Genomic DNA, 24,553 nt, shown 5'->3' on the forward strand with positions numbered 1-24,553 from the left:
TTGGCCGAGCCCGAGACCGAATTGGCCGAGATCGCCGCGTTCGGCTACGAGCGTGCCCGTGACGAACTGGTCAACGTGGTGAAGATGCTCGAGCAGGGCGGTCTCGACCTGGACGAGTCGCTGGCCCTGTGGGAGCGCGGGGAGGCGCTGGCCAACCGCTGCGAGCAACACCTGGCCGGGGCCAGGAAACGCGTCGAGGACGCCTTGTCGCGCACCGACCTGGAGGACGGCAAATGACGATCCGCCGGGCCACGCCGGACATCCGCACCACCGATATCGAACGCAGCCGTGAGTTCTACAAGCTGCTCGGGTTCGAGGAGGCGATGGATCTCGGCTGGGTCGTCACCATGGTCTCCCCGTCCAACCCCACTGCCCAGGTGCTGCTGGTCGGCCCCGGCGCGGAGAAGCTACAGCCGGACATGAGCGTCGAGGTCGAGGACGTGGACGCTGTGCACGCGGCGATGACCGCCGAGGGCGCCGACATCGTCTATCCGCTGACCGACGAGCAGTGGGGCGTGCGCCGCTTCTTCGTCCGCGATCCCAGCGGCACCATCGTCAACGTGGTCAGCCACCGCTAGGGAAACGTGCAGGCCGGGCCGCCGCCGGAGCTGTCGACCCAGCCCGCGCGCAACATCCGTAGCAGTCGGCACAGGTAGTCGCCCGCCGAGGCGGAGCCGCTGTCGGCGACGAGCGTGGAGGTTGTCTGGTCGATCGGGGCGGCAGCGGCGGCGGGCGCCACCAGCACGGCGATGACCGCGAGTCCCGCAAAGGTCTTCTTCATCAGTTGTCCGCGTTCGTCCGAAATCCCCGCCCGCAAGCAGTATTCGACGACTCCGTCCGGCGCGCACGACCCCATTCATCAGGGCTTGGCGCACACCGCGGTCAGGGCTTGAGAGGTTGGGCTGTGACAACAGCCTGGGCCAGCGTGACGAACGAGTCGCGTTGCCCCGCGCCGGTGATCAGCACCCTGGACTGGCCGAGGTCGGCGATCCAGGCCGATTCCGAGCCGGGCTCGGAGTAGACGATCCACTTCTGGTCGCCGACCTGCTCGGTGCCGGTGGCGTAGCGGGAGCCCAGGACGAAGCGCGACATCGATTCCTCGGTCGCGTTGCTCTGGCTGAAGCGCATGTAGGAGCCGTGGCCAGTGATATAGCCGACAGTGCTGATCGGCCCGCCGCCGTTACCGCTGATGTTTTCCCGGCTGCCGGAGTTGGGTGTCCAGTCGGCGGGCACAGCCGGGTTCCGGATGGGGAACGGGAGGCTGCGCGCGTCGGAGGTGAGCGCCGCCTTCACATCGAAGTGGGGAATCTGCCCCTGCGTCGGACCCTTTGCGGCGAAACTGCATTGGCTGGCCAGGCCGGCGAAAACCACGGCGATCAGCACGAGCGGGATCAGCGACCAGAACAGATCCCGGTAGTCGTTCATGATGCGTGGCTTTTGTGGGGACACGCACTCAGTATCCACTCGGGGGTCGGGTGCTCGAGCTCGCACCCCGCTGGGGCGTGCAGGGTGTACGCCCGTCTCAGTCGGAGTGAGACAATCGTCCGGACCGTCGCGCGCGGTCAGGCAGCTTGCGTAACCACGGAGAACCCGCGTGCGGCGCATCGAATTCTGTACCGACGCACAGGAGGCACCCCGCAATGACGGCATCTTCCCCGACACCGAGCCGCCGCGAGGCACCGGACCGCAACCTCGCACTGGAGCTGGTCCGCGTCACCGAGGCCGGTGCGATGGCCGCGGGCCGGTGGGTCGGCCGCGGCGACAAGGAGGGGGGCGACGGCGCCGCGGTGGACGCGATGCGGCAGCTGGTGAACTCGGTGTCCATGCGCGGCATCGTGGTCATCGGCGAGGGCGAGAAGGACGAGGCGCCCATGCTGTTCAACGGCGAGCTGGTCGGTGACGGCACCGGTCCCGAGGTCGACTTCGCGGTGGACCCGGTGGACGGAACCACGCTGATGTCGAAGGGTTCGCCGGGCGCGATCGCGGTGCTCGCGGTGGCCCAGCGCGGCGCGATGTTCGATCCGTCGGCGGTGTTCTACATGAGCAAGATCGCGGTCGGCCCGGACGCCGCCGACGTGATCGATATCTCGGTCCCGATCGCCGAGAACATCCGCCGGGTGGCCAAGGCCAAGAACCTGTCGAAGTCGGACCTGACCGTCTGCATCCTGGACCGGCCCCGGCACGCCGGGCTGATCCAGGAGGTCCGCGACGCGGGCGCGCGCATCCGGCTGATCTCCGACGGTGACGTCGCGGGCGCCATCGCCGCGGCTCGCCCCGATTCGGGCACCGACATCCTGGTCGGCGTCGGCGGCACCCCCGAGGGCATCATCGCGGCCGCCGCCATGCGCTGTATGGGCGGCGAACTCCAGGGCATGCTCGCACCGACCGACGACGAGGAGCGGCAGAAGGCGATCGACGCCGGCCACGATCTCGATCGGGTGCTCACCACCGAGGACCTGGTGGCCGGCGACAACGTCTTCTTCTGCGCGACCGGCGTCACCGACGGCGACCTCCTGCGCGGCGTCCGCTACTACGGCGGTGGCGCGTCCACCCAGTCGATCGTGATGCGCTCGAAGTCCGGCACGGTCCGGATGATCGACGCCTACCACCGGCTGACCAAGCTGCGCGAGTACTCCTCGGTCGACTTCATCGGCGACGAGCACGCGGTGCCCCCACTACCCTGATCCGACCGAAAACGCCCTGCACTCGGCCGGTCCGGCCAGAGGATCTCCTCGGTCGGGCCGGCCGTTTCGGCCGAAGGGCGCTTTCGGTAGGACGGGGCGAGGGGCGCGGTCTAGTAGGCCGGACGGGGCATGGCGTGCGGTCTAGTAGGTCGGACTGGGCAAGGCGCGCTGCCAGTAGGCCGGACTGCACAAGGCGTGCTGTCAGTAGGGCGGAATGGGCGGGTGGCACCTTCGGGTCGAGTGGAGTACGGGTGCGCGGCTTCTCGCCTGCGCCCGGTTGTTATTCCGGGCGGTGGGTGTGCGGATCACTACAGGCGTGGCGGCCCCAAGGGTGCTCGGTGCGGCATAGGGTCGGAATCATGACCGAGGAGACGCAGCAGTACCGCATCGAGCACGACACCATGGGCGAGGTACGGGTCCCGGTGGACGCGCTCTGGCGCGCGCAGACCCAGCGGGCCGTGGAGAACTTCCCGATCAGCGGCCGCGGCCTGGAGCGCGCGCAGATCCGCGCGCTCGGCCTGCTGAAAGCCGCCTGCGCCAAGGTGAATCGGGATCTCGGACTACTCGACCCGGCCAAGGCAGATGCCATCATCGCCGCGGCGAACGAGATCGCCGAGGGCAAGCACGACGCGCAGTTCCCGATCGATGTGTTCCAGACCGGCTCGGGCACCAGCTCGAACATGAACGCCAACGAGGTGATCGCCTCGATCGCCAAGGCGAACGGCGTCACCGTGCACCCGAACGACGACGTGAACATGTCGCAGTCGTCCAACGACACCTTCCCCACCGCCGTGCACCTGGCGGCCACCGAGGCGGTCATCACCGATCTGGTGCCCGCGCTGGACCACCTGCGGCTGGCCCTGCTGGACAAGGCGACCGAATGGCGCACGGTGGTCAAGTCGGGCCGGACCCATCTGATGGACGCGGTGCCGGTGACGCTCGGTCAGGAGTTCGGCGGCTACACCCGGCAGGTCACCGCGGGCATCGAGCGGCTGCTGGCGACGTTGCCGCGGCTCGGTGAGCTGCCGATCGGCGGCACCGCGGTCGGCACCGGGCTCAACGCGCCGGACGGTTTCGGCGGGAAGGTCGTCGCTGAGCTGGTCCGTTCGACCGGGCTGGACGCGTTGCGCGAGGCGGCTGATCACTTCGAGGCGCAGGCGGCGCGCGACGGATTGGTCGAGGCGTCGGGCGCGGTGCGGACGGTCGCGGTCAGTCTGACCAAGATCGCCAACGATATTCGCTGGATGGGCTCGGGGCCGCTGACCGGTCTGGGCGAGCTCCAGTTGCCCGATCTGCAGCCCGGCAGTTCGATCATGCCCGGCAAGGTCAATCCCGTTCTGCCCGAGGCGGTCACGCAGGTGGCGGCGCAGGTGATCGGTAATGACGCGGCGGTCGCGTTCGGCGGCGCGAACGGCGCGTTCGAGCTGAATGTCTATATCCCGGTGATGGCGCGCAATCTGCTCGAGTCGATTCGCTTGCTGGCCAATGTTTCCCGGCTCTTCGCGGACCGGTGTGTGCGCGGACTGGTCGCCAATGACGATCACCTGCGCACGTTGGCGGAATCGTCGCCGTCCATTGTGACGCCGCTGAATTCGGCAATCGGTTACGAAGAAGCCGCCGCGGTCGCCAAGGAAGCGCTGAAGCAGAAGAAGACAATTCGCCAGACGGTTATCGATCGCGGTCTGCTCGACGAGAAACTCACCGAGGAAGAACTCGACCGGCGTTTGGATGTGCTGTCGATGGCGAAGGTGAAAGACAAGAAGTAGCAGGGATTTTCGACGCTGCGTCGGGCGTCACGTCGGACACCCTCATACCGGTCCGACGTGACGCCCGAACGAGCTGTGCGCGGGTAGGTCAGCCGAAGTCAGACGTACTCGCGCTGCGCATCACAAAAAGATGCCGAGTGCAGCGAGGAATGCGCCCGCACCGAGGGTGACCAGGGCTACGAGGCCCCCAACAATTGCTGCGATCATGATTCTTTCCTTTCTTGCGTCCGCGCATTGCGGATGTACTCAGCTAATCGCGAGCAATACCGCGTGTGTTTCATCACATTTTTCGCGGCACAAGAAAGAAACCCGGCCGGCGCGGTAAAACCACGCGCCGACCGGGAGTAATTCAGCGCAGGTACGCGAGTTCTTCGCGAGCCTTTTCGCCTGCTTCACCGAGATCGGTCCGGGTGAAGACGTTCCACCGCTGCAGCAGCGGCTTGAACACCAGCTCGTCCTGCTTGGCCGGATCGTAGATGCCCGCCTCGGCGAGCACATCGTCGCTGTTGCGCCCGTCGGCCAGCGTCACCGACGGCACGGTGAAACCGGCCACCTGGTCGGCGATGGCCCGCATCGCCTGGTCCGGCGCCACGTTCAGGCCCGCCTCGACCAGCTCGGCGAACACGACGGCCTGCATCTCGTCGTCGATCGCGATGCGTTCGGCGATCGCGGTGACCATCGGGCTCTCGCCGAGCGCGGCGGTGTTGCGATGCCGGATCGCGGCGGCGATCTCCTCGAACGCGCAGGCGGCCAGCACGTCGAGCAGGTGCATGCCGGGGCGGCGGAAGCCGGTGGTCATGTTGTCCATCCGCATCCGTTCCAGCGCGACCGGGTCCACCGACCTGGTCGTCATGAGGAAGTTGCGGATCAGGATCTCGTGGCGGTTCTCCTCGGCGGTCCACCGGCCGACCCAGCGCCACCAGGCGCCGGTGCGCAGGTACTTGCCGAGCTCGCGGTGATACGAGGGCAGGTTGTCCGCGATCAGCACGCTGACGGTGAGGGTGAGCTTGGCGACGTCGCTGAGCTCGGACTGCTCCGGCGCCCAGTCGGTGCCGTGCAGGAACGCGAAGTTACGACCGTCGTCCCACGGCACGAAATCATGCGGCTGCCATCCGTCGGCGGCGTCGATGTGACGGCGCAGAATGGATTCCACGTCCAGCGCGAGGGATTCGAGCAACTCGCGATCGGTCAAGAGAGTTTGCACCTAGACAACCTAGCGGTTGAGCCCGTGATACGGGGATTTTTGGAATGAGACTGGACGGGCGTCCGGGACCGGTCGGGGCGTCCCGGACGCCGCACCGACTACTGCTTCGGGGTGACCGTGATCTTGCCGTCGACCCAGGTGATGGTGCCGCCGGTGAAGTCGCTCTCCTTGCCGCCGGCGATGTCCTTCTCGTCGCTGGTCGGGTAGCCGAGCTTGCCCATGGCGCCGCCGTTGTCCTCCCACGCCTTGCGGATCTCGCCCCAGACGATGTGCGCCTGGCCGTCCTTGGCCTTGTACACCGTGCCGCCGACGAAGTCCTGGTACTTACCGTCCTCGGGACCGGACTCCTGCGCCTCCAGCGGAGCGCCGAGCGCACCGGCCGGACCACCCGACTGCACGTACTTGTCGAAAATCGCACCGGAGACCGTGAGGTCACCACGCTGCGTGGCGATCTTGGTTTCCTCCGCGGCACCCGAGGCGTGCTCCTCGCCGTGCTGCATCGCGGCCGTGGTGGTGGTGATGGACGCCGCCGCGTTGTTGTCGTTCTTGTCGTCGTCCTTGCTGCAACCGGCGACGATCAGTCCGGCGGCGGCGAGCAGGGCGGTGTATCCAGCCGTTCGTCGAGCGAAGTGGTGCATTTCCATCCTCTCGAAAGTGGCGACCGATGGCGTCGCCTACTCGGTGACGCCGCTGGCAGCCTAGGCCGATGTTCAGCAATGACCCGGCGAATCCACCAGGGACACGCCGGGTCATACCGAACAGCTATCGCAGGGATATTACCCGGCGACTGTGAGCGGAAACACACCAGCCAACTCAGGCGTTGGGGCCGTACTCCTCCAGCATCTCGGTCACGAGCGCCGCGATCGGCGAACGCTCACTGCGGGTCAGGGTGATGTGGGCGAACAGCGGGTGACCCTTGAGCTTCTCGATCACCGCGGCCACGCCGTCGTGCCGGCCGACGCGCAGGTTGTCCCGTTGCGCCACGTCGTGGGTGAGCACCACCCGCGAACCCGTGCCGAGCCGGCTGAGCACCGTCAGCAGCACATTGCGTTCCAGCGACTGCGCCTCGTCCACGATCACGAACGAGTCGTGCAGCGACCGGCCGCGAATGTGGGTGAGCGGCAACACCTCCAGCATGTCGCGGGCGAGCACCTCCTCCATCACCTCGCGACTGGCCAGCCCGTCGAGCGTGTCGAAGACCGCCTGGGCCCACGGGCCCATCTTCTCGCTCTCGCTGCCCGGCAGGTAGCCGAGCTCCTGGCCGCCGACCGCGTAGAGCGGACGGAAGACAACCACCTTTCGCTGAGTTCGCCGCTCCAGCACCGCCTCCAGGCCCGCGGTCAACGCGAGCGCGGACTTGCCGGTGCCCGCCCGGCCGCCGAGCGAGACGATGCCGATGCTCTCGTCCAGCAGCAGATCGAGCGCGATCCGCTGCTCGGCAGAGCGGCCGTGCAGGCCGAACGCCTCGCGTTCCCGCACCAGCTGCACCCGCTTGTCCGGGGTGACCCGGCCGAGCGCGCTGGAGCTGCTGCCCAGCAACCGGATGCCGGTGTGGCAGGGCAGTTCCCGGGCGTCGTCGATATCGAGGACGGATTCGGAGTAGAGCTGGTCGATCTGCGCCGTGCTGACGTCGAGTTCCACCATTCCGGACCAGCCGGAAGTAACGACGTCCTGTGCGTGGTATTCGTCGGCTTGCAAGCCCACCGCACTCGCCTTGACCCGTAGCGGAATGTCCTTGGACACGAGCACCACCTGACGGCCCTCGGCCGCCAGATTGAGTGCACAGGCCAGGATTCGGGAATCATTGGTGTCGGTGCGGAATCCGACCGGAAGGACCGCGGGATCGGTGTGGTTCAGTTCCACCTGCAGCGTTCCACCCTCGGTGCCGATCGGCACCTGCTGATCCAGCCTGCCGTGCTGCAGGCGGAGATCGTCCAGGTTGCGCAGGGCTTCCCGCGCGAACCAGCCCAATTCATGGTGATGCCGCTTGCCTTCGAGTTCGCTGATGACCACCAGCGGTAGCACGACGTCGTGTTCGCCGAACCGGGTGAACGCCCAGGGATCGGACAAAAGGACCGAAGTGTCGATGACAAAGGTATCGGCCGGGGAATGCGAGGGGTGTGCCCCCTTCGCGGCGGTTCCGCCTTTCGCGGAACGGGATTGCGCCGAGGGAGCGGGAACGGAGCGTGAAGCAGTCACGGTGGGCTCCTCTTTGTCCGCGCGGCACCCGCACGAACGATCTCGCTGGACCGGTCCGTCCTGATGGGACCTGACGTTGCCGTCAGATGCCACGAGGGCCGGGTGCCGGCCCCCTCGTACTGATTAGCTCAGTCACGGTCAGGACCTCCCGTACGAGCCACACCGCCGCGGCCCGCACCATCGACGCTACCGTCGAACTACGCTTCCCCGCTCCCGCACAGGTAGGCGTGTCCGTGAATTTGTCGTTAACCTCACTCGCCGACCCGAAGGGCCGGGTCGGCGCGGGCGGTCGGCGGGGCCGGTTAGAGTCGCCTGTATGGCCGGTAACGAGGACCTGGAGAAGCTGTCGTCGAAGGAACTGCACGATCGAGCGGTGAAGCTGGCCGTGCGGCACGGGGACGTGAAGTTCCTGTGGCGGCTGCTCACCTCGATCCCGGCCGCCGAGGCCGCCGCGGGCAACCTCGGAGAGAGCGAGGCGGACATCAAGTACGTGCTGCCGATGCTGGACGACTACATCCACGCGGGCGACGGCGAGATCGCCGAGGTGCTGCGGCCGTTCTATCTGGAGTATCTGACCGAGCACAGCTGAGCGAACGCGCTGGTCCGACGGCTATGCGTGCTCGTCCAGCACAGTGATCGCCTCGGCTGGGCACGCCTGCGCCGCCTGCTGGAGCAGTCCGTACGATTCTGGCGACAGCGCCGGATCGAGTACCCGTACCTTCCCGTCGCCGGCGTCCTGATCGAAGACGCCGGACGCGAGCAGGGCGCACATCCCCGCGCCGATGCAGCGGTCCCGGTCGGCGGAGATTCGCATAACGCCCGCCTACCAGGTGACCGGAAGCCGGTGCACGCCATAGATGTCCATGTCGTGTCGCAGCGGGATGTCCGGCACGGGGACGGCCAGCCGCAGCGTCGGAAAGCGATTCACCAAGGCGGGCAACGCGACCCGCATCTCGACGCGGGCGAGTTGCTGACCGAGGCACTGATGGACGCCGTGACCGAAGCCGACGTGCCCGACCGCGCTGCGCCGGATGTCGAAGGTGTCTGGCTCGTCGAACTTGGCGGGGTCGCGGTTGGCTCCCTGGATCGACAGCGCGACCGTTTCCCCCGCTTTGATCACCTGCCCGTCCAGTTCGACGTCCGACAATGCCGTCCGCGACGTGGTCGGCACAATGCTCAAATACCGCATGAGCTCTTCGATGGTCTGGTCGGCGAGTTCGGGGCGAGCGCGTAGTTCGGCGAGTTGATCGGGGTGGGACAACAACGCGAAGGTGCCCAGCGCCAGCATGTTCGCCGTGGTGTCCAGGCCCGCCCCGAGCAGCAGGGCACCCACACCCGCGAGTTCGTCCTCGCCGAGGTCGGAGTCGGTGAGATCGCTGAGCAGGTCGTCGGTCGGTTCCGCGCGCTTGGCCACCACCAGTGCGTGGATGTGCTCCTCGACCGCCGCGAACGCCGCCGTTCGCTCGTCCAGGGTCGAGTTCTTGTCGTTGGCCACCTCGACGTACCGGCGGAACCGGTCGCGCTCGGTGGCCGGAACGCCGAGCAGTTCGCAGATGGTCAGCGCGGGGATCGGGAAAGCGAACGCGTCGATCAGGTCGACCGGCCCGCCGGTCCGCGCCATCGCGTCCAGGTGCTCAGCCGCGATCTGCTCGACGCGCTCGGTGAGCATGGCCATCCGCCGCACGGTGAACTTGCCCGCCAGCAGCTTTCGGTAGCGAGTGTGCTGCGGCGGGTCGACGCCGAGCAGGTCGCCGGGCGGCGCGGGCGGCATCGGGCCGAGATCGGCGAACGGGTTGTGCCCCAGCTCATACCGCACGCTGAAGCGTGGGTCGGCGAAGATCGCGCGGACGGTCGCGTGCCCGGTGGCGAGCCAACCGCGGTGACCGTCGGGGAAATTCATCCGGACGAGCGCGGGCAGGGCGGTCAGTTCCGCCGGTGGATCGAAGGGGCGACCGGGGGCACGAGTGGTGGGAAGTTCGACGGCTTCGGAGAGTGGTTGATTCACCATGATTCCTACTTCGGTCGTTATTCGTAGTTGGCCGAACGCTACGTTGCGTTCAAGTTCTCCTCAACGATCGAAGCAGCAGTCCGAATGAAAGACGCTGTTACAGCGTAGATTTGAATTGCAGTAGTCCTGCCGGTGAATGCAATTCAGCCATGGAACTGTTGCAATGATGTGCGGCTGAGCGCAATACTGGATCCGCGGTTCGCGACGAACCGCGCTATCCCCAGGGGGCGATCGCATGCCGGGTGGCAGGCTGACCCGATTCGATCGCGAGCAGATCGCGGACGGGCTCGCGGCCGGACTCGGATACGCCGAGATCGCCCGCCGGCTCGGCCGCCCGACCTCCACCGTCAGCCGGGAGGTGGGCCGCAACGGCGGTCCGAACCGATACCACCCCGGGCGCGCACACAAGGCGACCGCGCACCGCGCACTTCGACCTCGGTCGCCCGAATCGACGACCGAGAACACCGACGCCGCAGACGATCCAGCGGTCGAGGAATTCCTGACGCGGTTCATCGCGCAGATCACCAGGACCGGCCTTCCTCGCACCGCGGCTGCCGCCCTGGCCTGCCTGTACACCACCGACAGCGGCAGTCTCACCGCCGCCGAACTGGCCCGGCGGCTCCGGGTCAGTCCCGCTACCATCTCCGCCGCCGTGCGCATGCTCGACGACCAGGGACTGATTCAGCGCGAACGGAACGGCCGCCGGGATCGCTACGTCGTCGACGACGACGTGTGGATGCACGCGACCGCGGTCAGCGCACGACAGATCCAGGACCTGGCCGCGACCGTCCGGCTAGGCGCCGAGACATTCGGCCTCGGCACACCGGCGGGCCGCCGCGCCCAGTACACCAGCCAGTTCCTCGAATTCGTCGGCCGGGACATGATCGAGTCCGCCGAACGCTGGCGAAAAGCCCTGCACCAGCAGCAGACTCAGGAGTGAGCCGAACGCGCGCCGTTGTTCAGCGGCGCGGCAGCACGGCGCGGAAGAGGCCGACGGCGGTGCCGCGCAGGAGGTTCTCCCAGCTGAAGTGGTCGTGCCACAGGATGATCCGGCCGTCGCGCAGTTCCAAGGTGCCGGTGACCCAGAACGCGATCCGCACCGGGCCCAAGCGCAGGATGTCGGTGCGGTCGGTGAGCACGATGTTGCCGTCGGCGGCGATGTGGTGCATTTCCACCGCGAAACCGAGCGCGTCCTTGTTCAGGCCGAGCAGTATTTTGCGGGCCAGACCGGCGCCGAGATCGGGCAGCGTCGTGTTCTTCCAGATGACGTCCGGGTGCAGCAGGTCCAGCGCGTCCGCGACGGGACCGTGTTCGAGCGCGGCGAAGAACTTCCGCACCGTGGTGATCGCGTCCTGCTGAAGTTCCAGGTCTTGGGTCATGTTCCGACGATAGGCCGGAGCCGGGCCGTGCGGCAGGCCCGGCGGGCGCGACCGCTCAACTGCCTGCCCGGCTCGCGATCAGGACGGCCAAACCGTCGAGAACCCGTTCGATACCGAAGTTCAGGGCATCGTTCGCGCCTGCCGAATCCGCGGCGGCGGCCTCCTCGGCGAACGCGGCCACGACTTCCGGATAACGATCGCCCGCCTCGGTCATCATCTCGGTGAACTGCTCGGCGAACTGCGCCGTCGGGTCCTCGCCCAGACTGTGCGTCTGTTGCGCCAGGCTGCGGGCGTGGCCGTTCACCAGCACGATGGTGTCCAGCTTTTCCGGGCCGGTGAGACCGGTGCCGCTGAGCGCAATCAGCGCACTCTCCGTCCAGCCCAGTTCGTTCGGGCCGAACGGGCGGGTGCCGACGGTGAGCTCCATGGCCCATGGATGTTCGCGATAGCGCTGGTAGATCGACTCCGCCCACAGCCGGATCCCGGCCCGCCAGGATTCGGAACCGCCTTGCAGCGCAGCGGTATCCGGTGGCGTGCCCATCGCGGCGTCGAGCATCAGCGCGGTCAGTTGCTCCTTGGCAGGCACGTACCGGTACAGCGACATCTTCGTGAAGCCGAGGCTCTCCGCCAGCCGCTGCATCGACAGGTTCGCCAGCCCTTCGGCGTCGGCGAGTGTGATCGCCTCGGCCACGATCCCCTCCAGCGAGAGGGCGGGCTTCGGGCCCCGCTTGGGTCGCTGCTGGGTCCCCCACAGCAGCTGAACGGTGGTCGGTGTCGGCATGCGCAAATCCTTCCGGAGAACGGCTTGACTTGAAACTGTGTCTACCATACGCTGAGTCGTGTCCGACGGAAACAGTTTTCGATGGACACTGATAAAGACTACAGGAGTCACCATGCGTAACCAGTCCGTTCTCATCTCCGGCGCCAGCGTCGCGGGCCCGGCCCTCGCCTACTGGCTGAACCGCTACGGCTTCGACGTCACCGTCGTCGAGCGCGCCCCCGGCCTGCGCCCGGGCGGCCAGGCCATCGACTTCAAGGGCAAGACACACTTCACCGTCCTGGAGCGGATGGGCATCCTGGAAGACATCAAGGAGCGCCGGACCGGCACCACCGACACCGTCTTCGTCGACGAGCACGGCAAGCGGCTGGCCCTGATGTCCGGCGACTTCACCGGCGGCGACGTGGAGATCCTGCGCGGCGACCTGGCCGAGATCATGTACAAGCGCACCGCCGAGCACTGCGAGTACCTGTTCGGCGATTCGATCAGCGCGCTCACCGAACTGTCCGACGGCGTGTACGTGGAGTTCGAGCACGGCCCCGCGCGCACCTTCGACCTGGTCTTCGGTGCCGACGGCATCCACTCCCGGGTGCGCAAGCTGGCCTTCGGACCGGAAAAGGACTTCGTCAAATACCTGGGTCACTACTACTGCGTCGCCGGCGCCAGCCCGTGGAGCAAGGACGCCACCGGACCGCGCGAGCGGGTCACCGCCTACGGTCACAACGCGCCCGGCAGGCTCGCGATCAGCGGCGGGTCGAAGGCGCAGCAGCTGTACATGTTCATGTCCCCCGAGCTCGACTACTCCCGCGACGACACCGCGGCCCAGCGGCGCATCGTCGAGGAGGTCTACGCCGACGTGAGCTGGGACGTTCCCCGGATGCTCAGCGAGATAGCCGATTTCAACGACTTCTACCTCGACTCGATCAGCCAGGTGCGGATGAAGGGCGACTACACCAAGGGCCGGGTCGCGCTCGTCGGCGACTCGGCGTACGGAAACACCCTGGCGGGCTTCGGCACTGGGCTCGCGGTGGTCGGCGCGTACGTCATCGCCGGCGAACTCGCCATCGCCGGCGGCGACTACACCGTGGCCTTCGCGCGCTACAACGAGATCATGAAGGGCTACGCGAAGATCATGGGAAACAGCAACGCTGGAAGGTTCCTCGCGCCGAAGACCGGATACGGCATCAAGATGCGCAACTGGTTCCTCGAGTCGCGGATGTTCACCCTGATGATGAAGTACGCGGACAAGGCCGCCAACGACATCGACCTGCAGGATTACCCGGCCCTGGCCGGCGTTGCCGAGATCAACTGAAACCGTTGGCCGCGCGGGAAATTCGCTCCGCGCACCGGTTCGAGGCCGACCGGTATGCGGAGCGATCCGCCGATGTGCCCGCACCGGAGAATTCGCTGTGTTTCGATGGAACCGAAGCGGGGCGGGGCGCGTCTATAGGGTCAGAGGCACTCATGAAAGGGGACGGTGATGGCGGTGGACAGCCCGTTTCCCGGGTACATCGAGGATGCGAAGTCCGGGGCGTTGAAGGTGCGGATGGATCCGCAGGGGTTCGTGGATATAGATAAGGCGTGTCAGGACCTGATCGACTCGCTCGTGGCGGTGCAGACCGACGCCCGCGAGCTCGGTGAGCGAACGAATTGGGGTCTAGGCGAGGCGAATCCCCGGCTGTCGTCGGCGATCGAGCTGGTCACCTTGTTTCGCGAGAAGGCGTTCGGCGGCCCGAACAACGCCTTCGACACCATCACCGACTACATCTCGGTCGCGCAGGAGATCCAGGCCATGTTCACGGCCATGCGGGATGCCTACGTCCGCACGGACGCCGGGTTCGCCGCCAAGCTGCGGGAGCTCAGCGTATGAACCTCGGGATCAACGGAACAGTCACTCCGCGAATCGGTTTCGCGGTAGCGGCGGCAGCGGGCCTGCTGCTGCTGGTCGGCTGCGGCGAGGGAAAGAGCGCGGGCACGCCGGCACCGGGTACCTCGCCGACATCTTCCGCTGCCACCGCGAGTACATCGACCGGACCCGACCAGCCCACAGCTTTCGACCCGTGTACGGCACTGACGCCGCAGTTCCTCAGCCAGCACCGATGGGACGCGAAACCGCCGGAACCAAAGCAGGACAGCGCGAGTGGCATTGCCTGGAAGGGCTGCCGCTATGTCGCCAAGGCCGGCTACGGCTTCGTCATCGAGACGACCAACACCACCCTCCCCCAGGTCCGGGACAAATTCCCGGCAGCGGTGGAGGTTCCGGCAGGCACCCGCAAAGCGGTGCGCTACGAGGCGCGACCCGATGTCCCCGGCGGGTGCTCGATCAACATCGAGATGCGGTCCGGCTCGCTGTATGTCCTGACCAACGTTCCGCAGACACAGGCGAGCAAGAGCCTGCCCGCCTGCGACGCCGCCACCGAAATCGCCCAAGCAGTCGCACCATTGCTGCCCGCGGGCAGCTGAACCAAACCCTACGGGGGAGCGATCATGAAACAGACCGACGGCCGCGCGATCACCAATCCCGAGAACGCGCAGAGCTTTACCCACGCCGAGATCAAACAGGCGGCCGACGAGATGAACCCGGACGAGGTGGGCAGCGCGTCCGACGCCTGGTCGAAGATCGCGACGGCGGTGACCGACGCGGGGCACCAATTCGAGACCGCCATCAAGCAGGCGATCGAACAGCATTGGGAGGGTGCGGCGGCCGACAGCGCGGTACGCGGCATTCGCGACTACGCGACCCAGGTCGGCGAATTCGGCGACACGCTCAACGCGCAGACCACGCCGCTGTCGCAGGCGGCGAGCGCGGCGGCGAAGTTCAAGCTGTCGGTGCCCGACGTGGTGGATACCTCGACCAACCCGCGCGGCCCGGAGCTACGCAACTCCAGCGAGGAGCAGGCCCGCGACGACATGACCACGCAGTACATCCAGCCGTACGGCACCACCGCCCCGGCCATTCCGACGCTGCCGCCGCCGATCAGTCCGATCGCGGTGACCCCGCCGGGCGGTGACAGCAGTATCGATCCGGGCACGAGCCCCGGCTCGACGAAGACTCCGGACAACAGCAGTTCCAGTGCGGAGGATTCCAGCAAGCAGGCGCCGGCCGACAAGGCGGACAAGTCTTCGGAGGCCGGCCCGGCGGAAACCGAGGCGAAGTCGGAAGATACTGCCCCGCAGTCTGTTTCGAAGGAACAGACCAACGATCCGTCGACCACCCCGGCCTCGACGACAACGGCGGCAACCACGCCGAAGTCCCCGACGACCACCACCTCGCCCTTCTCCGCCAGCCCGATCGCGACAGCAATCCCCACCCCCACGACGCTGCCGTCCGCGACCGTCACCCCTGCCTCGGTCAACGGGACACCGAGCAGGTCAGGCTCCCCGTACACCAACGGTCATCCGAACACCTCGACTGCCCCGAACACCTCGGCGAGCCCGAACAGCGAAGCCCGCCAAGGCACCTCGCGACCGCCCGTACCCGCCACCGCACCGGTCGCCACAGGACCCCAGTCGGCCGCCGCTCCCGGTCGTACCGGCGCACCGGGCGTCTCGGGCTACCCCGGCATGTTCCCGCACGGCGCTCGCAGCCGAGGCGACGACGACGGCGAGCACAAGTCCCCCGGCTTCCTGCGCACCGAGGAACACGCCAAGGAACTGCTGGGCGAGGTGGAAAAGACTGTGCCGCCGGTTCTCGGAGAGAAATGACGGCGCAGTGGTCGTTGTCGGCGGAGCAGTTCGCGGCGGCCTGGTTCGGCACCGGCCTGGATCGCCTGCCCTTTCCGTTCCGCTTCACCAGCCGCTTTCCCGGGCTGCGTGAATACCAGAGCTACCAGCAGCAATTCCGCGAAGAGCTGGCTCGCCCCGAGCGGGTCCCGCTGTCACGCACCATCACCGTGCTGGCCCGGCCCGATTGGCGCATCGAGCTTTTCGGTAACGACAACACCCGCGACGGCGTCGAGTTGCGGGCGATCGGATGCGCCACTCGCGGCGGCGCGGGCGTGATCGCCGAGCAGGCGCCCGCACCCACGGGTGGCCGAGTTCAGCTGCGCCGCTGCCGGATAGACCAGCTGGCCACCGAACTGGTACGGCTGCTGCCGGAAACCCCCGCGGGCACCACCGGCGAGAAGTCGTTCCTGCTGGACGATCTCAACGACGATCGCCCCGACCCGTTCGGCAGCGCCCCGTCCAGCGAGGTCAAGGATCGCTATCGCCGATTCTGGCGCCAACCCTGCGGTACCCGCGGCACCGCCGCCGTCCTGCTCGGCCCGCGCAACGCCGAACCACTGCGCACCGGCCGCCTGCGCTGGATCGATACCACCGCCGACGGCCGCTACTACGAGGTTCCCGCCAACCGCGCCCTGATGATCCGGCCCGGGACCAGCGCCGACCTCATCCGCTATCTCGACGAGTCGATCGCGCGCGCCCGGGCCAGAATGGATTCGGCATGAACCGTATTGGTACCGGCCGGTCTGGGTAAGTTGACGGCATGACTACTACTCGGGATGAGATCGAGTCGTTTCTAGTCGAATACCAAGACTCGCTGACCGCGTTCGACGCCGAACGCTCGGTCGCGCAGTGGGGCATGCCCGGCACGATGGTCAGCGATGCCTTCGTCGGCACACTGTCCTCGCCCGCGGAGATGGTCGAGGGACTGAAGAAGTCTTACCCGTTCTACCAAAGCCTCGGCCTGGCCTCGGTCGGTCACACCCTGCTCGAGCAGGCCGACCTGACCGCCCGCCTGACCCGGATCCACGTGCGCTGGCACTTTTACGACAGAGATGGCGCGCTGCTCACCGATGGCGACTACGAATACCTGCTGCGCCGTGAAGACGACGGCCGGCTCAAGGTGTACGCCGCGGTGGCCATCGATGAGATGGAGAAGCTCGCGGCGCTGGCCGCGGCCAAAGGTATCGAAATGCCGGCGAACTGAGCGCTCAGGTGTTCCGGCGAATCGCGTCGATGAGCATCTCCGCTTCCTGCTGATGGCCAACGGCGTTGGCGTGCAATGGTTGTGCCGGCGAGTTCGGAAAGACGCCTTCGGCCCAGCGACTGTCCTCCGGTGCGCAGGCGTCGTGGCCGATGCTGGCCGGATACACGTCGACGAACGTCGCATCGTGCGCGGCCGCCTGAGCCGCCAGCACCGCGTTGACCGCTTCGACGCCGGCGAAGATCTGGTCGGCCTGAGTCGGCAGCAGCGGCACCGCAGGGAAGCAGCCGCCCGCGCGCACGCGCTCGATCTTGCCCATCACGAAGACCTCGGCTCGCGGGGCGCGGGCGTGGATATCATCCAGCAGCGCAGCCAATTTCGGTGCCAGTGCGGTGGCCGTCCAGCCGTCGTCCGCATAGTCGTTGATGCCGAAATCCACCGACACGATCGTTGCGTCCGCGGTCACCGCGCCCATCTGCGGAATGTTCGGCGCGCCGAACGGAAGCGGCTGCGCCACATACATGTTCGCGATCTTCGCGCCGGAGCATGCCGGGTCGCGCAGGGTAAGCCCGAGCGCCTCGGCGGTCAGGTGCGCGTAGTTGCGGTCGGACCGAAAACACCCCAGCGGATCGAGCTGATCCGGAATGAACGGTCCCGCCGCACTCGACTCCCCGACGGACACATACACCCCCGGCGGTTCCGCACCTGCCGCTTCCTCTCTCGGCGGTTGCGCACCCGCTGAAGACATGCCCGCGCCAAGCACCACCAGCGCGCAGACCACCCCGACCACCCGCCAGCCGACCACCAGGTTGCCTCCGCGTCGAGTCGAATCCCTACCTGAGCCCCACAACGCCAGCGCCCCGTCCAACAAGGGCAATCCGCGAAAACACTAGCGGGACACCTCGTCGCCAACACGCGACGACACGCACCCGAACCAACTCCACGACCACCCCCACGAACAACTGCCGCACGCCCACCGATTCCGCCCGCCACAACGCACGGCGCCAGGTTGGACAGCTCGGACGACAGGCCATTACACCGGGACATGGCTGGGCAGTTCGCGAGTAAGGCTGTGTCCCGTATGAGCACGATGGACGGCCGGAACGAGTCGGGCTCGCATATTCGGTGGAACACCGGATATGCGAGCCCGTCGGATGGATCGAGGGCGGCTCAGCCGAGCAGGCGCCAGTCCTCCAGGCCGTCGTAGAGCGGGACGCTCTGGGCGAGCTTGGTGACGCGGCCGCGGAGGGTGTCGACGTCGGAGCCGCCGGCGAGGGCGGTGCCGATGATGTCGGCGACCTCGGCGAACTCGGTGTCGCCGAAGCCGCGGGTGGCCAGGGCGGCGGTGCCGATGCGCAGGCCGGAGGTGACCATCGGGGGGCGGGGATCGAACGGAACGGCGTTGCGGTTCACCGTGATTCCGATCTCGTGCAGCAGATCCTCGCCCTGCTGGCCGTCGAGCTCGGAGTTGCGCAGGTCGACGAGCACCAGGTGCACGTCGGTGCCGCCGGTGAGCACGCTGACGCCCTTGCCCTTGACGTCGGCCGCGGCGAGGCGCTCGGCCAGGATCTTCGCGCCGGACAGGGTGCGCTCCTGCCGGTCCTTGAACTCACTGCCCGCGGCGATCTTGAACGCGACGGCCTTCGCGGCGATGGCGTGCATGAGCGGGCCGCCCTGCTGGCCGGGGAACACCGCGCTGTTGAGCTTCTTGGCGAATTCCTGCTGGGCCAGGATCAGGCCTGAGCGCGGTCCGCCGAGGGTCTTGTGCACGGTGGAGGACACGACGTGCGCGTGCGGCACCGGCGAGGGATGCAGGCCGGCCGCGACCAGGCCGGCGAAGTGCGCCATGTCCACCCACAGGTAGGCGCCGACCTCGTCGGCGATCGAGCGGAACGCGGCGAAGTCCTGCTGGCGCGGGTAGGCCGACCAGCCGGCCACGATCACCTTCGGACGAGCCTCGAGCGCGATGGTGCGCACCTCGTCCATGTCGATGCGGTGGTCTTCCTTGCTGACGCCGTAGAAGTGCGTCTCGTACAGCTTGCCGGAGAAGTTCAGCCGCATGCCGTGGGTCAGGTGACCGCCGTGCGCGAGGTCGAGGCCGAGCAGCTTGTCGCCCGGGTTCATCAGCGCCATCAGCACCGCGGCGTTCGCCTGGGCGCCGGAATGCGGCTGCACGTTGGCGAATTCGGCGCCGAAGAGTTCCTTCGCGCGGTCGCGGGCGAGGGTCTCGACGACATCGACATGCTCGCAACCGCCGTAGTAGCGCCGGCCCGGGTAACCCTCGGCGTACTTGTTGGTGAGCACGCTGCCCTGCGCCTGCAGCACCGCGCGCGGCACGAAGTTCTCCGAGGCGATCATCTCGAGCGTGTCGCGCTCGCGCGCGAGTTCGCCTGCCATCGCGGCGGCGAGCTCCGGATCGAGCTCACCGAGAGACTGAGTATTGACCGAGGCCGTCGTCTGCGTCACCGCCACAGTCTATGGGCCCGCTTTGTGCTCTTCAGCACGGGGTTCCAGGCAACTCCCCGGCCATCTGCCCCGCGGCGCGGGGTGTGGGCGGTCAGCTGCCGGCGGGCGGGAGATACCGGTCGAGCAGGACCGAAAGGTGCTTTTGCGCGTCGATCAGTGGCTGGGTGGATTTCATCGCGCGCGACTGCACGATGGCGCCCTCCAGCGTGCTCATCACGAAGCTGGCGAAGGACTTCGCCTCCTCGGCGGGCAGGCCGGCCGCCGCGAAGCCCGCACCGAGCCGTTCGTGCCAGTCGGCGAATACCGCACCGGCAGCGGCCTGTACGCCGGGCTCGGACTCGGCGAGCGCGGCGCCGACGATCGGGCAACCGGTGCGGAACGAGCTCGCGTCCAGCGCGGTGACCCACCAGCCGAACAGCGCGTCGAGCCAGCGCTGCGGCGGACGCGAGGTGGTGATCTTCTCGATCACGGTCGCGAGCCGAGCGCCGGCGATCGTGGTGGCCGTCGCGACGAGCTCGCTCTTGCCGGACGGAAAGTGCTGATACAGCGAATTGCGCGAGGCCTTGCCGCGGTCGAGCAACGCGGTGAGACCCGCGCCGGCCACGCCTTGCTCGCGGACCAGTTCGATCGCGCTCTCGATCAGCCGAGCGCGTGGGCCTGCGGTCATCGCGCACCCCCTGTCCGGTCGAAGTTCCGCGTGCCCGCCCGCCGGAGCACCGCGCCATTGTGACTTACGCCACGGCCCGCCGGGTAGCCGGAGATTCCGCCCGATGTCGGCGACCCGTGCGCGGCGCGAATGTCTCCCACGCGAATCTCCTCCTTCAGCGCTGTTGCATGAACCGATCGGTCCATGCTCCAATCATGACAGATGTGGACCGATCGGTTCACCGAAAGGACGGATTCATGTCGGAAACCACGATCGACCTCACCCAACTGACAGGTCTGGAATTGCTCCGTCTCGGGATGACCAGGCAGGACCGCCCGCCGTTCATCGGCGATCTGCTCGGTCTCGAGGCGGACCTGCTCGAGCAGGGCAAGGTGGTGTTCTCGCTGCGGACCCGCCCCGACTTCGCCAACCCGCTCGGCACCACCCACGGCGGCATCTGCGCCACCCTGCTCGACTCGGTGATGGGCTGCTCGGTGCACTCCACCCTCGACGCGGGCGTCGGCTACTCCACCTTGGAACTGAAGGTCAACTACATCCGCGCCGTACCCACCGACGGCCAGAAACTCACCGCCACCGGCACCACCATCCACGTCGGCCGAACCACCGCGACCGCCGAAGGCCGGGTCGTCGACGAACAGGGCAGGCTGGTCGCGCACGGCACCACCACCTGCGTCATCCTCCGCGGAAACCGCTGAGCCACCGGGAGTCCCGCCATGACCGAACGCAGCACCGCCGCCGCCGTCCGCAAGTTCCGGCGCGAACGCCTGATCGGCCGCTACCTGGCCAACCCCGCCGTCGGCCTGCTCGACCGCATCGGCATCCGCTCGGCCCTACTCGCCGAACTCGAGACCACCGGCGCCAAAACCGGCCTGCCACGCCGGGTTCCGGTCACCGTGTCGATCGACGACCGCGGCGCCTGGCTCATTTCCCAGCACGGCCGCCGGTCCGGCTGGGCACGCAATATCGTGGCCGACCCGAATGTCCGCCTGCGCCAAGGCAAACGCTGGTACACCGGTACCGCCGCGTTCGTCCCCGACGACGACGTGATCGCCCGCGCGCGCAGCTTCGCCAAGGGACGCGTCCCCGAATCGGCCGCGGAGTGGACCATGAAGGCGCTGGAAAGCGACCCGATCTCGGTGCGGATCACCTTCACCGACGCCTGACTCCGGCGGTGCCCCCGCTGCTCGGGGCACACTCATTCGGGGCCTCGCCAGCTGTAACGAGCCACCCTGATTCCACCGGTTAAGCAGGTGGAATCGGCCACGCCCCGTCGTGAGGAGTCAATATGTTCGGCCTGATCTCGGTCCCCGCCAACCCGCTCGAAGCACTGCTCCGTCAGCTGTCCACGATCATCTGCACCATCTCCTCCGGCCAGGGCTGCGCAGTCATCCAGTAGCGCACGAATTCCGCCGCGCGACCCGGCGCACAGCACCATCGCGGATATTCGTCTGGCCGGCACGAACCGGAGGGGATCGCGCCGTACGGCATACCGCCGCGCCATCGCCCTCGGGCATTCGCACCCGCCGCCACTGCCCGGCGGCGGGTGCGAATCCGCGTCGGCGGAGTGCCGGAGTCAGCCGCGCCGGACCGCGCCCGGGGTCAGCGGCTCGTCGAGCAAGCGACGGAAACGATCCGAACGGTCGTCCAGATCGACGGCCTGGTCCAGCCAGCCGCCCAGCAGGCGGTAACCCTCCACGTAGGTGGAGATGTAGGCGCGCCAGAGCGGCGAGGACAAGAAGCGCAAGGACTGCCGGGCGCGTTCGGGGGTGGTGAGACTCCAGGTCTGGAGGAATTCGGCGACCTCGTCCTGGCTGCGGTGCTGGTCGTGCAGGAGCAGGGCCGCGTCCTGACGAACGCTGAGCAATTCGGCCGAGGCGGTCGAGAGTCGTTCGGCGCGTTCGCCGTCGAAGCGCAGGCCGAGGTCGGCGTAGATCTCCTGGGCCCATTTGCCCCAGCCGGGGCCGACGATGGCACCCAGGGCCAGGTCGGCGAGGCCCTCGGCCATCAGGCACTGCGGGGTGTTCACCACGAACAGGGTCTGCTCGGCCTGGCCTGCCGCGACCAGTCCCGCCTCCTTACGGCAGTGCTCGGTGTGGTGGCCCGGGTAGGACTCGTGGGCGATCAGCACCGGCAGGTGTGACATGTGCTGCTTGAGGTCGGAATTGATCGCGACGCGGGAGTGATAGTTGCCGAGGTAGTAGTTGAACCCGGACCACGGCTTGTCGCCGACCACCTCGTAGGTGACGTGCTCGTGGTCGGGCAGCGGGTAGCGATCGCGGACCAGCTCGCGCAGGGCGCCGGAGAACGCCTCGACACAGGCGGACAACCGCTCCGGCGGAATCTCGTCGGCCTTGCGGTGCGCGATCACCCGTTCGGCCAGCGGACCGGTGCCGGCCAGGACCTCGTCCATCTGCCGGTGCGCCTCCCGATAGTTCTCGACGTCGCCCGGCGCGATGTCCACATCGAAGTAGGCGCGGACCTCGTCCACAAAGCCGATGTCGTCGCCCGCGAACTTGCGGCCGGAGCATTCCAGCGCGCGCAGGTGCACGTCCAGGAACTCGGTGCGCTCGGCCGAGAGCCCGGCGTCGGCCAGTCCGGCACGCAGCTCGGCCGCCCGGCGGGCCAGCTGACGCGGCTCCGGAGCGGGCGCGTTCTCCACCTCCCGGCGCAGGTCCGGATCGCCGGTGAACGCGTCGACGAAACCGTCTTCGAGCCGGTCGAATGCCAACCCGAGCCGCAGGTACTCGGTCACCAGTGGATGCGCTGCCATCCGACCGACATTAGTCCTTCGCCGACCCGGCTTACCCCGCTATCGGTACCCCGCTTTTCGCACGCTGTTGACGCAGAGCAGAATTCGGCTATGCGGCGAGAGTTAGACCGAATCACACGGAGCCGGCACGGTATGTGTACGCGTTTGCCGAACTGGAGCGTCGGGTAAGTGGCACGAATGAGCGAGCCCAGTCCGTATGTGGAATTCGACCGCAAACAGTGGCGCACACTGCGAAAGTCGACTCCCCTGGTGCTCACCGAGGAAGAACTCAGGGGCCTGCGCGGCCTCGGCGAACAGATCGACCTCGAAGAAGTCGCGGAGGTCTATCTGCCGCTCGCTCGACTCATCCACCTGCAGGTGGCCGCGCGCCAGCGGCTGTTCGCCGCGACCGCGACCTTCCTCGGCGAGACGCACCCCGATCGGCAGGTCCCGTTCGTGATCGGCGTCGCGGGCAGCGTCGCGGTCGGCAAGTCCACCACCGCCCGCGTGCTGCAGGCACTGCTCGCCCGGTGGGACCACCACCCGCGGGTCGACCTGGTCACCACCGACGGATTCCTCTATCCCACCGCCGAACTCACCCGCCGCGGGATCATGCACCGCAAGGGGTTCCCGGAGAGCTACGACCGCCGCAAGCTGCTGCGATTCGTCACCGAGGTGAAGTCGGGAGCGGCCGAGGTGTGCGCGCCGGTGTACTCGCACATCTCCTACGACATCGTGCCGGACAAGTTCCACTGCGTGCACCAGCCCGACATCCTGATCGTCGAGGGCCTGAACGTGTTGCAGACCGGGCCCCGGCTGATGGTCTCGGACCTGTTCGACTTCTCCATCTACGTCGACGCCCGCATCGAGGACATCGAGAACTGGTACGTGCAACGGTTTCTCGCGCTGCGCGAGACCGCCTTCGCGAACCCGAACGCGCATTTCCACCACTACTCCGGATTCACCGACGAGCAGGCGACGCACGCCGCGTCGGAGATCTGGAACAACACCAACCGCCCGAATCTGGTGGAGAACATTCTGCCCACCCGGCCGCGCGCCACCCTCGTGTTACGTAAGGACGCCGACCACAGCATCAATAGACTGCGGCTACGTAAATTGTGATCCCGCTTACAATTTCCACGCGGCGTCGAGGCGTTCGGCCACATTGATATCGCGGGCCGCGGCAATGTGCGGTTTGTCGATCTCCTTGGCGATATAGCGGGCGACGAAACGCCGGATCTCCTGATCGACGCTGGCGAAGACGCGCAACAGGTTCCCGCGAATGGTGTCGGTGGCGACATTGATCCGGACATCGCTGGAGCGCGGCGTCGCGATGTCGATGATCACACGCAGCGGCTCGGCGGTCCGCACGATCAGGTGCACGTGGATGTGGCCGTCCACCTCGAACCGGTGCTTGTCCAGCGCGAGATCGATGAGCATGTCGACGCTCAGCGGGATCTTCAGCGCGAACGAGATCACCTCGTCGACGTCACGACGCACCACCGCCTGACCGAGCTGCACCTGCGCGCTGGCCTTCGCCAACCGGCCGGGCCCGACCCCGATCGGGCCGAAATCGAAGGCGGCGCCGGTCAACTGGGAGAACGCGCCCAGGATCCGTTCCTCGGTGGCGGCGTACTCCAGGAACCGTCGTCCGAAGTCCTCGTAGCTGATGTAGGGAACGGCCTTCGCCGCCGCGACCTCACTCATCGCCGCCTCCGCTCTCCCG

At 67.5% G+C, this 24,553-nt stretch carries 29 protein-coding genes; 15 read left to right on the top strand and 14 right to left on the bottom strand.

All coding sequences use genetic code 11. The features are described from left to right. Together ACFYO1_RS18350 and ACFYO1_RS18355 are read left to right on the top strand one after the other, a co-directional pair. On the top strand, positions 1 to 237 hold the full coding sequence (locus tag ACFYO1_RS18350) for an exodeoxyribonuclease VII small subunit (RefSeq protein ID WP_387232207.1): 237 nt from the start codon (positions 1 to 3) through the stop codon (positions 235 to 237). Beyond that, positions 234 to 578, top strand: a complete 345-nt coding sequence (locus ACFYO1_RS18355) for a VOC family protein (RefSeq protein WP_387232209.1) — start codon at positions 234 to 236, stop codon at positions 576 to 578. The genes ACFYO1_RS18350 and ACFYO1_RS18355 overlap by 4 nt, the downstream gene beginning before the upstream one ends. Here ACFYO1_RS18355 and ACFYO1_RS18360 read toward each other — a convergent pair. Next, positions 575 to 781 carry a hypothetical protein gene (locus ACFYO1_RS18360; RefSeq protein WP_387232211.1) on the bottom strand — a complete coding sequence of 69 codons (207 nt, stop codon included), beginning with the start codon at positions 779 to 781 and terminating at the stop codon, positions 575 to 577. The two genes, ACFYO1_RS18355 and ACFYO1_RS18360, sit on opposite strands and share 4 nt — an antisense overlap. Before the next feature lie 101 nt (positions 782 to 882). Beyond that, the gene (locus ACFYO1_RS18365; protein WP_387232212.1) at positions 883 to 1,449 is read right to left on the bottom strand and encodes a DUF4245 domain-containing protein; all 567 of its coding nucleotides are present in this window, start codon (positions 1,447 to 1,449) and stop codon (positions 883 to 885) included. Positions 1,450 to 1,640: 191 nt separating this feature from the next. On the opposite strand from ACFYO1_RS18365, the gene glpX reads away from it, so the two are divergent. Then, positions 1,641 to 2,684 carry a class II fructose-bisphosphatase gene (glpX, locus tag ACFYO1_RS18370; RefSeq protein WP_387232214.1) on the top strand — a complete coding sequence of 348 codons (1,044 nt, stop codon included), beginning with the start codon at positions 1,641 to 1,643 and terminating at the stop codon, positions 2,682 to 2,684. Between the two features lie 359 nt (positions 2,685 to 3,043). Then, a complete protein-coding gene (locus tag ACFYO1_RS18375) occupies positions 3,044 to 4,450 on the top strand; it encodes a class II fumarate hydratase (protein ID WP_387232216.1) in 1,407 nt (468 codons plus the stop codon). A gap of 349 nt (positions 4,451 to 4,799) precedes the next feature. On the opposite strand, the gene ACFYO1_RS18380 is transcribed toward ACFYO1_RS18375, so the two are convergent. From ACFYO1_RS18380 to ACFYO1_RS18390, 3 genes are all read right to left on the bottom strand, one after another. Next, positions 4,800 to 5,654 (bottom strand): acyl-ACP desaturase, encoded by an 855-nt coding sequence (locus ACFYO1_RS18380; protein ID WP_387232218.1) that lies wholly within the window; start codon positions 5,652 to 5,654, stop codon positions 4,800 to 4,802. Positions 5,655 to 5,752: 98 nt separating this feature from the next. After that, positions 5,753 to 6,298, bottom strand: coding sequence for an LGFP repeat-containing protein (locus ACFYO1_RS18385; RefSeq protein ID WP_387232220.1), 546 nt, complete (start codon positions 6,296 to 6,298; stop codon positions 5,753 to 5,755). Between the two features lie 169 nt (positions 6,299 to 6,467). Further along, positions 6,468 to 7,853, bottom strand: coding sequence for a PhoH family protein (locus tag ACFYO1_RS18390; protein ID WP_364722383.1), 1,386 nt, complete (start codon positions 7,851 to 7,853; stop codon positions 6,468 to 6,470). A 316-nt stretch (positions 7,854 to 8,169) separates the two neighbouring features. Between ACFYO1_RS18390 and ACFYO1_RS18395 the strand changes: the two genes are divergently transcribed. Next, a complete protein-coding gene (locus ACFYO1_RS18395; protein ID WP_364722387.1) occupies positions 8,170 to 8,442 on the top strand; it encodes a hypothetical protein in 273 nt (90 codons plus the stop codon). 21 nt (positions 8,443 to 8,463) lie between these two features. Here ACFYO1_RS18395 and ACFYO1_RS18400 read toward each other — a convergent pair whose 3' ends face one another. Continuing rightward, the gene (locus tag ACFYO1_RS18400) at positions 8,464 to 8,667 is read right to left on the bottom strand and encodes a ferredoxin (protein WP_387232222.1); all 204 of its coding nucleotides are present in this window, start codon (positions 8,665 to 8,667) and stop codon (positions 8,464 to 8,466) included. 9 nt (positions 8,668 to 8,676) lie between these two features. Further along, complete coding sequence (locus ACFYO1_RS18405) at positions 8,677 to 9,861, bottom strand: cytochrome P450 (RefSeq protein WP_387232223.1); 1,185 nt, start codon at positions 9,859 to 9,861, stop codon at positions 8,677 to 8,679. Positions 9,862 to 10,096: 235 nt separating this feature from the next. On the opposite strand from ACFYO1_RS18405, the gene ACFYO1_RS18410 reads away from it, so the two are divergent. After that, on the top strand, positions 10,097 to 10,801 hold the full coding sequence (locus ACFYO1_RS18410) for a helix-turn-helix domain-containing protein (RefSeq protein WP_387232225.1): 705 nt from the start codon (positions 10,097 to 10,099) through the stop codon (positions 10,799 to 10,801). A gap of 19 nt (positions 10,802 to 10,820) precedes the next feature. Here ACFYO1_RS18410 and ACFYO1_RS18415 read toward each other — a convergent pair whose 3' ends face one another. Together ACFYO1_RS18415 and ACFYO1_RS18420 are read right to left on the bottom strand one after the other, a co-directional pair. Further along, the gene (locus tag ACFYO1_RS18415) at positions 10,821 to 11,240 is read right to left on the bottom strand and encodes a limonene-1,2-epoxide hydrolase family protein (RefSeq protein WP_387232227.1); all 420 of its coding nucleotides are present in this window, start codon (positions 11,238 to 11,240) and stop codon (positions 10,821 to 10,823) included. A gap of 55 nt (positions 11,241 to 11,295) precedes the next feature. Continuing rightward, positions 11,296 to 12,021, bottom strand: a complete 726-nt coding sequence (locus ACFYO1_RS18420) for a TetR/AcrR family transcriptional regulator (protein WP_387232228.1) — start codon at positions 12,019 to 12,021, stop codon at positions 11,296 to 11,298. A gap of 112 nt (positions 12,022 to 12,133) precedes the next feature. Between ACFYO1_RS18420 and ACFYO1_RS18425 the strand changes: the two genes are divergently transcribed. The 6 genes from ACFYO1_RS18425 (at position 12,134) to ACFYO1_RS18450 (ending at position 16,948) form a co-directional block, all read left to right on the top strand. Beyond that, positions 12,134 to 13,330, top strand: coding sequence for an FAD-dependent monooxygenase (locus ACFYO1_RS18425; protein ID WP_387232230.1), 1,197 nt, complete (start codon positions 12,134 to 12,136; stop codon positions 13,328 to 13,330). A gap of 168 nt (positions 13,331 to 13,498) precedes the next feature. Further along, positions 13,499 to 13,888, top strand: coding sequence for a hypothetical protein (locus ACFYO1_RS18430; RefSeq protein ID WP_387232232.1), 390 nt, complete (start codon positions 13,499 to 13,501; stop codon positions 13,886 to 13,888). Next, entirely contained in the window at positions 13,885 to 14,481 is a 597-nt protein-coding gene (locus tag ACFYO1_RS18435) for a DUF3558 domain-containing protein (protein WP_387232233.1), read from the top strand. The genes ACFYO1_RS18430 and ACFYO1_RS18435 overlap by 4 nt, the downstream gene beginning before the upstream one ends. Positions 14,482 to 14,505: 24 nt before the next feature. After that, a complete protein-coding gene (locus ACFYO1_RS18440; RefSeq protein ID WP_387232234.1) occupies positions 14,506 to 15,723 on the top strand; it encodes a hypothetical protein in 1,218 nt (405 codons plus the stop codon). Then, positions 15,720 to 16,466 carry an ESX secretion-associated protein EspG gene (locus ACFYO1_RS18445; RefSeq protein WP_387232236.1) on the top strand — a complete coding sequence of 249 codons (747 nt, stop codon included), beginning with the start codon at positions 15,720 to 15,722 and terminating at the stop codon, positions 16,464 to 16,466. Before ACFYO1_RS18440 ends, ACFYO1_RS18445 begins: the two co-directional genes overlap by 4 nt. A 38-nt stretch (positions 16,467 to 16,504) precedes the next feature. Then, complete coding sequence (locus ACFYO1_RS18450) at positions 16,505 to 16,948, top strand: hypothetical protein (RefSeq protein ID WP_387232238.1); 444 nt, start codon at positions 16,505 to 16,507, stop codon at positions 16,946 to 16,948. A gap of 4 nt (positions 16,949 to 16,952) precedes the next feature. Here the strand turns inward: ACFYO1_RS18450 and ACFYO1_RS18455 are convergent, their stop codons facing one another. The 3 genes from ACFYO1_RS18455 to ACFYO1_RS18465 form a co-directional block, all read right to left on the bottom strand. Further along, complete coding sequence (locus ACFYO1_RS18455; RefSeq protein WP_387232239.1) at positions 16,953 to 17,750, bottom strand: GDSL-type esterase/lipase family protein; 798 nt, start codon at positions 17,748 to 17,750, stop codon at positions 16,953 to 16,955. Between the two features lie 365 nt (positions 17,751 to 18,115). Then, positions 18,116 to 19,411 carry a serine hydroxymethyltransferase gene (gene glyA, locus ACFYO1_RS18460; protein ID WP_387232241.1) on the bottom strand — a complete coding sequence of 432 codons (1,296 nt, stop codon included), beginning with the start codon at positions 19,409 to 19,411 and terminating at the stop codon, positions 18,116 to 18,118. 91 nt (positions 19,412 to 19,502) lie between these two features. Then, on the bottom strand, positions 19,503 to 20,078 hold the full coding sequence (locus tag ACFYO1_RS18465) for a TetR/AcrR family transcriptional regulator (protein WP_387232243.1): 576 nt from the start codon (positions 20,076 to 20,078) through the stop codon (positions 19,503 to 19,505). 236 nt (positions 20,079 to 20,314) lie between these two features. Between ACFYO1_RS18465 and ACFYO1_RS18470 the strand changes: the two genes are divergently transcribed. Together ACFYO1_RS18470 and ACFYO1_RS18475 are read left to right on the top strand one after the other, a co-directional pair. Beyond that, on the top strand, positions 20,315 to 20,773 hold the full coding sequence (locus ACFYO1_RS18470) for a PaaI family thioesterase (RefSeq protein WP_387232245.1): 459 nt from the start codon (positions 20,315 to 20,317) through the stop codon (positions 20,771 to 20,773). Positions 20,774 to 20,791: 18 nt separating this feature from the next. After that, a complete protein-coding gene (locus ACFYO1_RS18475; RefSeq protein WP_387232247.1) occupies positions 20,792 to 21,241 on the top strand; it encodes a nitroreductase family deazaflavin-dependent oxidoreductase in 450 nt (149 codons plus the stop codon). Positions 21,242 to 21,651: 410 nt separating this feature from the next. On the opposite strand, the gene ACFYO1_RS18480 is transcribed toward ACFYO1_RS18475, so the two are convergent. Continuing rightward, complete coding sequence (locus ACFYO1_RS18480) at positions 21,652 to 22,848, bottom strand: DUF885 domain-containing protein (RefSeq protein ID WP_387232249.1); 1,197 nt, start codon at positions 22,846 to 22,848, stop codon at positions 21,652 to 21,654. Positions 22,849 to 23,016: 168 nt separating this feature from the next. Here ACFYO1_RS18480 and coaA point away from each other — a divergent pair, with 168 nt between their 5' ends. Next, entirely contained in the window at positions 23,017 to 23,949 is a 933-nt protein-coding gene (gene coaA, locus ACFYO1_RS18485) for a type I pantothenate kinase (RefSeq protein WP_387232251.1), read from the top strand. A gap of 6 nt (positions 23,950 to 23,955) precedes the next feature. Here the strand turns inward: coaA and ACFYO1_RS18490 are convergent, their stop codons facing one another. Continuing rightward, positions 23,956 to 24,534 carry a hypothetical protein gene (locus ACFYO1_RS18490; protein ID WP_387232253.1) on the bottom strand — a complete coding sequence of 193 codons (579 nt, stop codon included), beginning with the start codon at positions 24,532 to 24,534 and terminating at the stop codon, positions 23,956 to 23,958. Between the last annotated feature and the right edge of the window lie 19 nt (positions 24,535 to 24,553).

The organism is Nocardia sp. NPDC006044 (assembly GCF_042871115.1).
In the GTDB taxonomy this organism is placed as follows: domain Bacteria; phylum Actinomycetota; class Actinomycetes; order Mycobacteriales; family Mycobacteriaceae; genus Nocardia.

Coding starts and splice junctions, on each gene's coding strand:
- ACFYO1_RS18465 (WP_387232243.1), bottom strand. CDS start 20,078: ATGACCGCAGGCCCACGCGCTCGGCTGATCGAGAGCGCGATCGAACTG.
- ACFYO1_RS18400 (WP_387232222.1), bottom strand. CDS start 8,667: ATGCGAATCTCCGCCGACCGGGACCGCTGCATCGGCGCGGGGATGTGC.
- ACFYO1_RS18405 (WP_387232223.1), bottom strand. CDS start 9,861: ATGGTGAATCAACCACTCTCCGAAGCCGTCGAACTTCCCACCACTCGT.
- ACFYO1_RS18450 (WP_387232238.1), top strand. CDS start 16,505: ATGACTACTACTCGGGATGAGATCGAGTCGTTTCTAGTCGAATACCAA.
- ACFYO1_RS18425 (WP_387232230.1), top strand. CDS start 12,134: ATGCGTAACCAGTCCGTTCTCATCTCCGGCGCCAGCGTCGCGGGCCCG.
- ACFYO1_RS18355 (WP_387232209.1), top strand. CDS start 234: ATGACGATCCGCCGGGCCACGCCGGACATCCGCACCACCGATATCGAA.
- ACFYO1_RS18360 (WP_387232211.1), bottom strand. CDS start 781: ATGAAGAAGACCTTTGCGGGACTCGCGGTCATCGCCGTGCTGGTGGCG.
- ACFYO1_RS18445 (WP_387232236.1), top strand. CDS start 15,720: ATGACGGCGCAGTGGTCGTTGTCGGCGGAGCAGTTCGCGGCGGCCTGG.
- ACFYO1_RS18470 (WP_387232245.1), top strand. CDS start 20,315: ATGTCGGAAACCACGATCGACCTCACCCAACTGACAGGTCTGGAATTG.
- ACFYO1_RS18435 (WP_387232233.1), top strand. CDS start 13,885: ATGAACCTCGGGATCAACGGAACAGTCACTCCGCGAATCGGTTTCGCG.
- ACFYO1_RS18475 (WP_387232247.1), top strand. CDS start 20,792: ATGACCGAACGCAGCACCGCCGCCGCCGTCCGCAAGTTCCGGCGCGAA.
- ACFYO1_RS18490 (WP_387232253.1), bottom strand. CDS start 24,534: ATGAGTGAGGTCGCGGCGGCGAAGGCCGTTCCCTACATCAGCTACGAG.
- glpX (WP_387232214.1), top strand. CDS start 1,641: ATGACGGCATCTTCCCCGACACCGAGCCGCCGCGAGGCACCGGACCGC.
- ACFYO1_RS18480 (WP_387232249.1), bottom strand. CDS start 22,848: ATGGCAGCGCATCCACTGGTGACCGAGTACCTGCGGCTCGGGTTGGCA.
- ACFYO1_RS18385 (WP_387232220.1), bottom strand. CDS start 6,298: ATGGAAATGCACCACTTCGCTCGACGAACGGCTGGATACACCGCCCTG.
- ACFYO1_RS18430 (WP_387232232.1), top strand. CDS start 13,499: ATGGCGGTGGACAGCCCGTTTCCCGGGTACATCGAGGATGCGAAGTCC.
- ACFYO1_RS18410 (WP_387232225.1), top strand. CDS start 10,097: ATGCCGGGTGGCAGGCTGACCCGATTCGATCGCGAGCAGATCGCGGAC.
- ACFYO1_RS18420 (WP_387232228.1), bottom strand. CDS start 12,021: ATGCCGACACCGACCACCGTTCAGCTGCTGTGGGGGACCCAGCAGCGA.
- ACFYO1_RS18375 (WP_387232216.1), top strand. CDS start 3,044: ATGACCGAGGAGACGCAGCAGTACCGCATCGAGCACGACACCATGGGC.
- ACFYO1_RS18395 (WP_364722387.1), top strand. CDS start 8,170: ATGGCCGGTAACGAGGACCTGGAGAAGCTGTCGTCGAAGGAACTGCAC.
- ACFYO1_RS18440 (WP_387232234.1), top strand. CDS start 14,506: ATGAAACAGACCGACGGCCGCGCGATCACCAATCCCGAGAACGCGCAG.
- ACFYO1_RS18415 (WP_387232227.1), bottom strand. CDS start 11,240: ATGACCCAAGACCTGGAACTTCAGCAGGACGCGATCACCACGGTGCGG.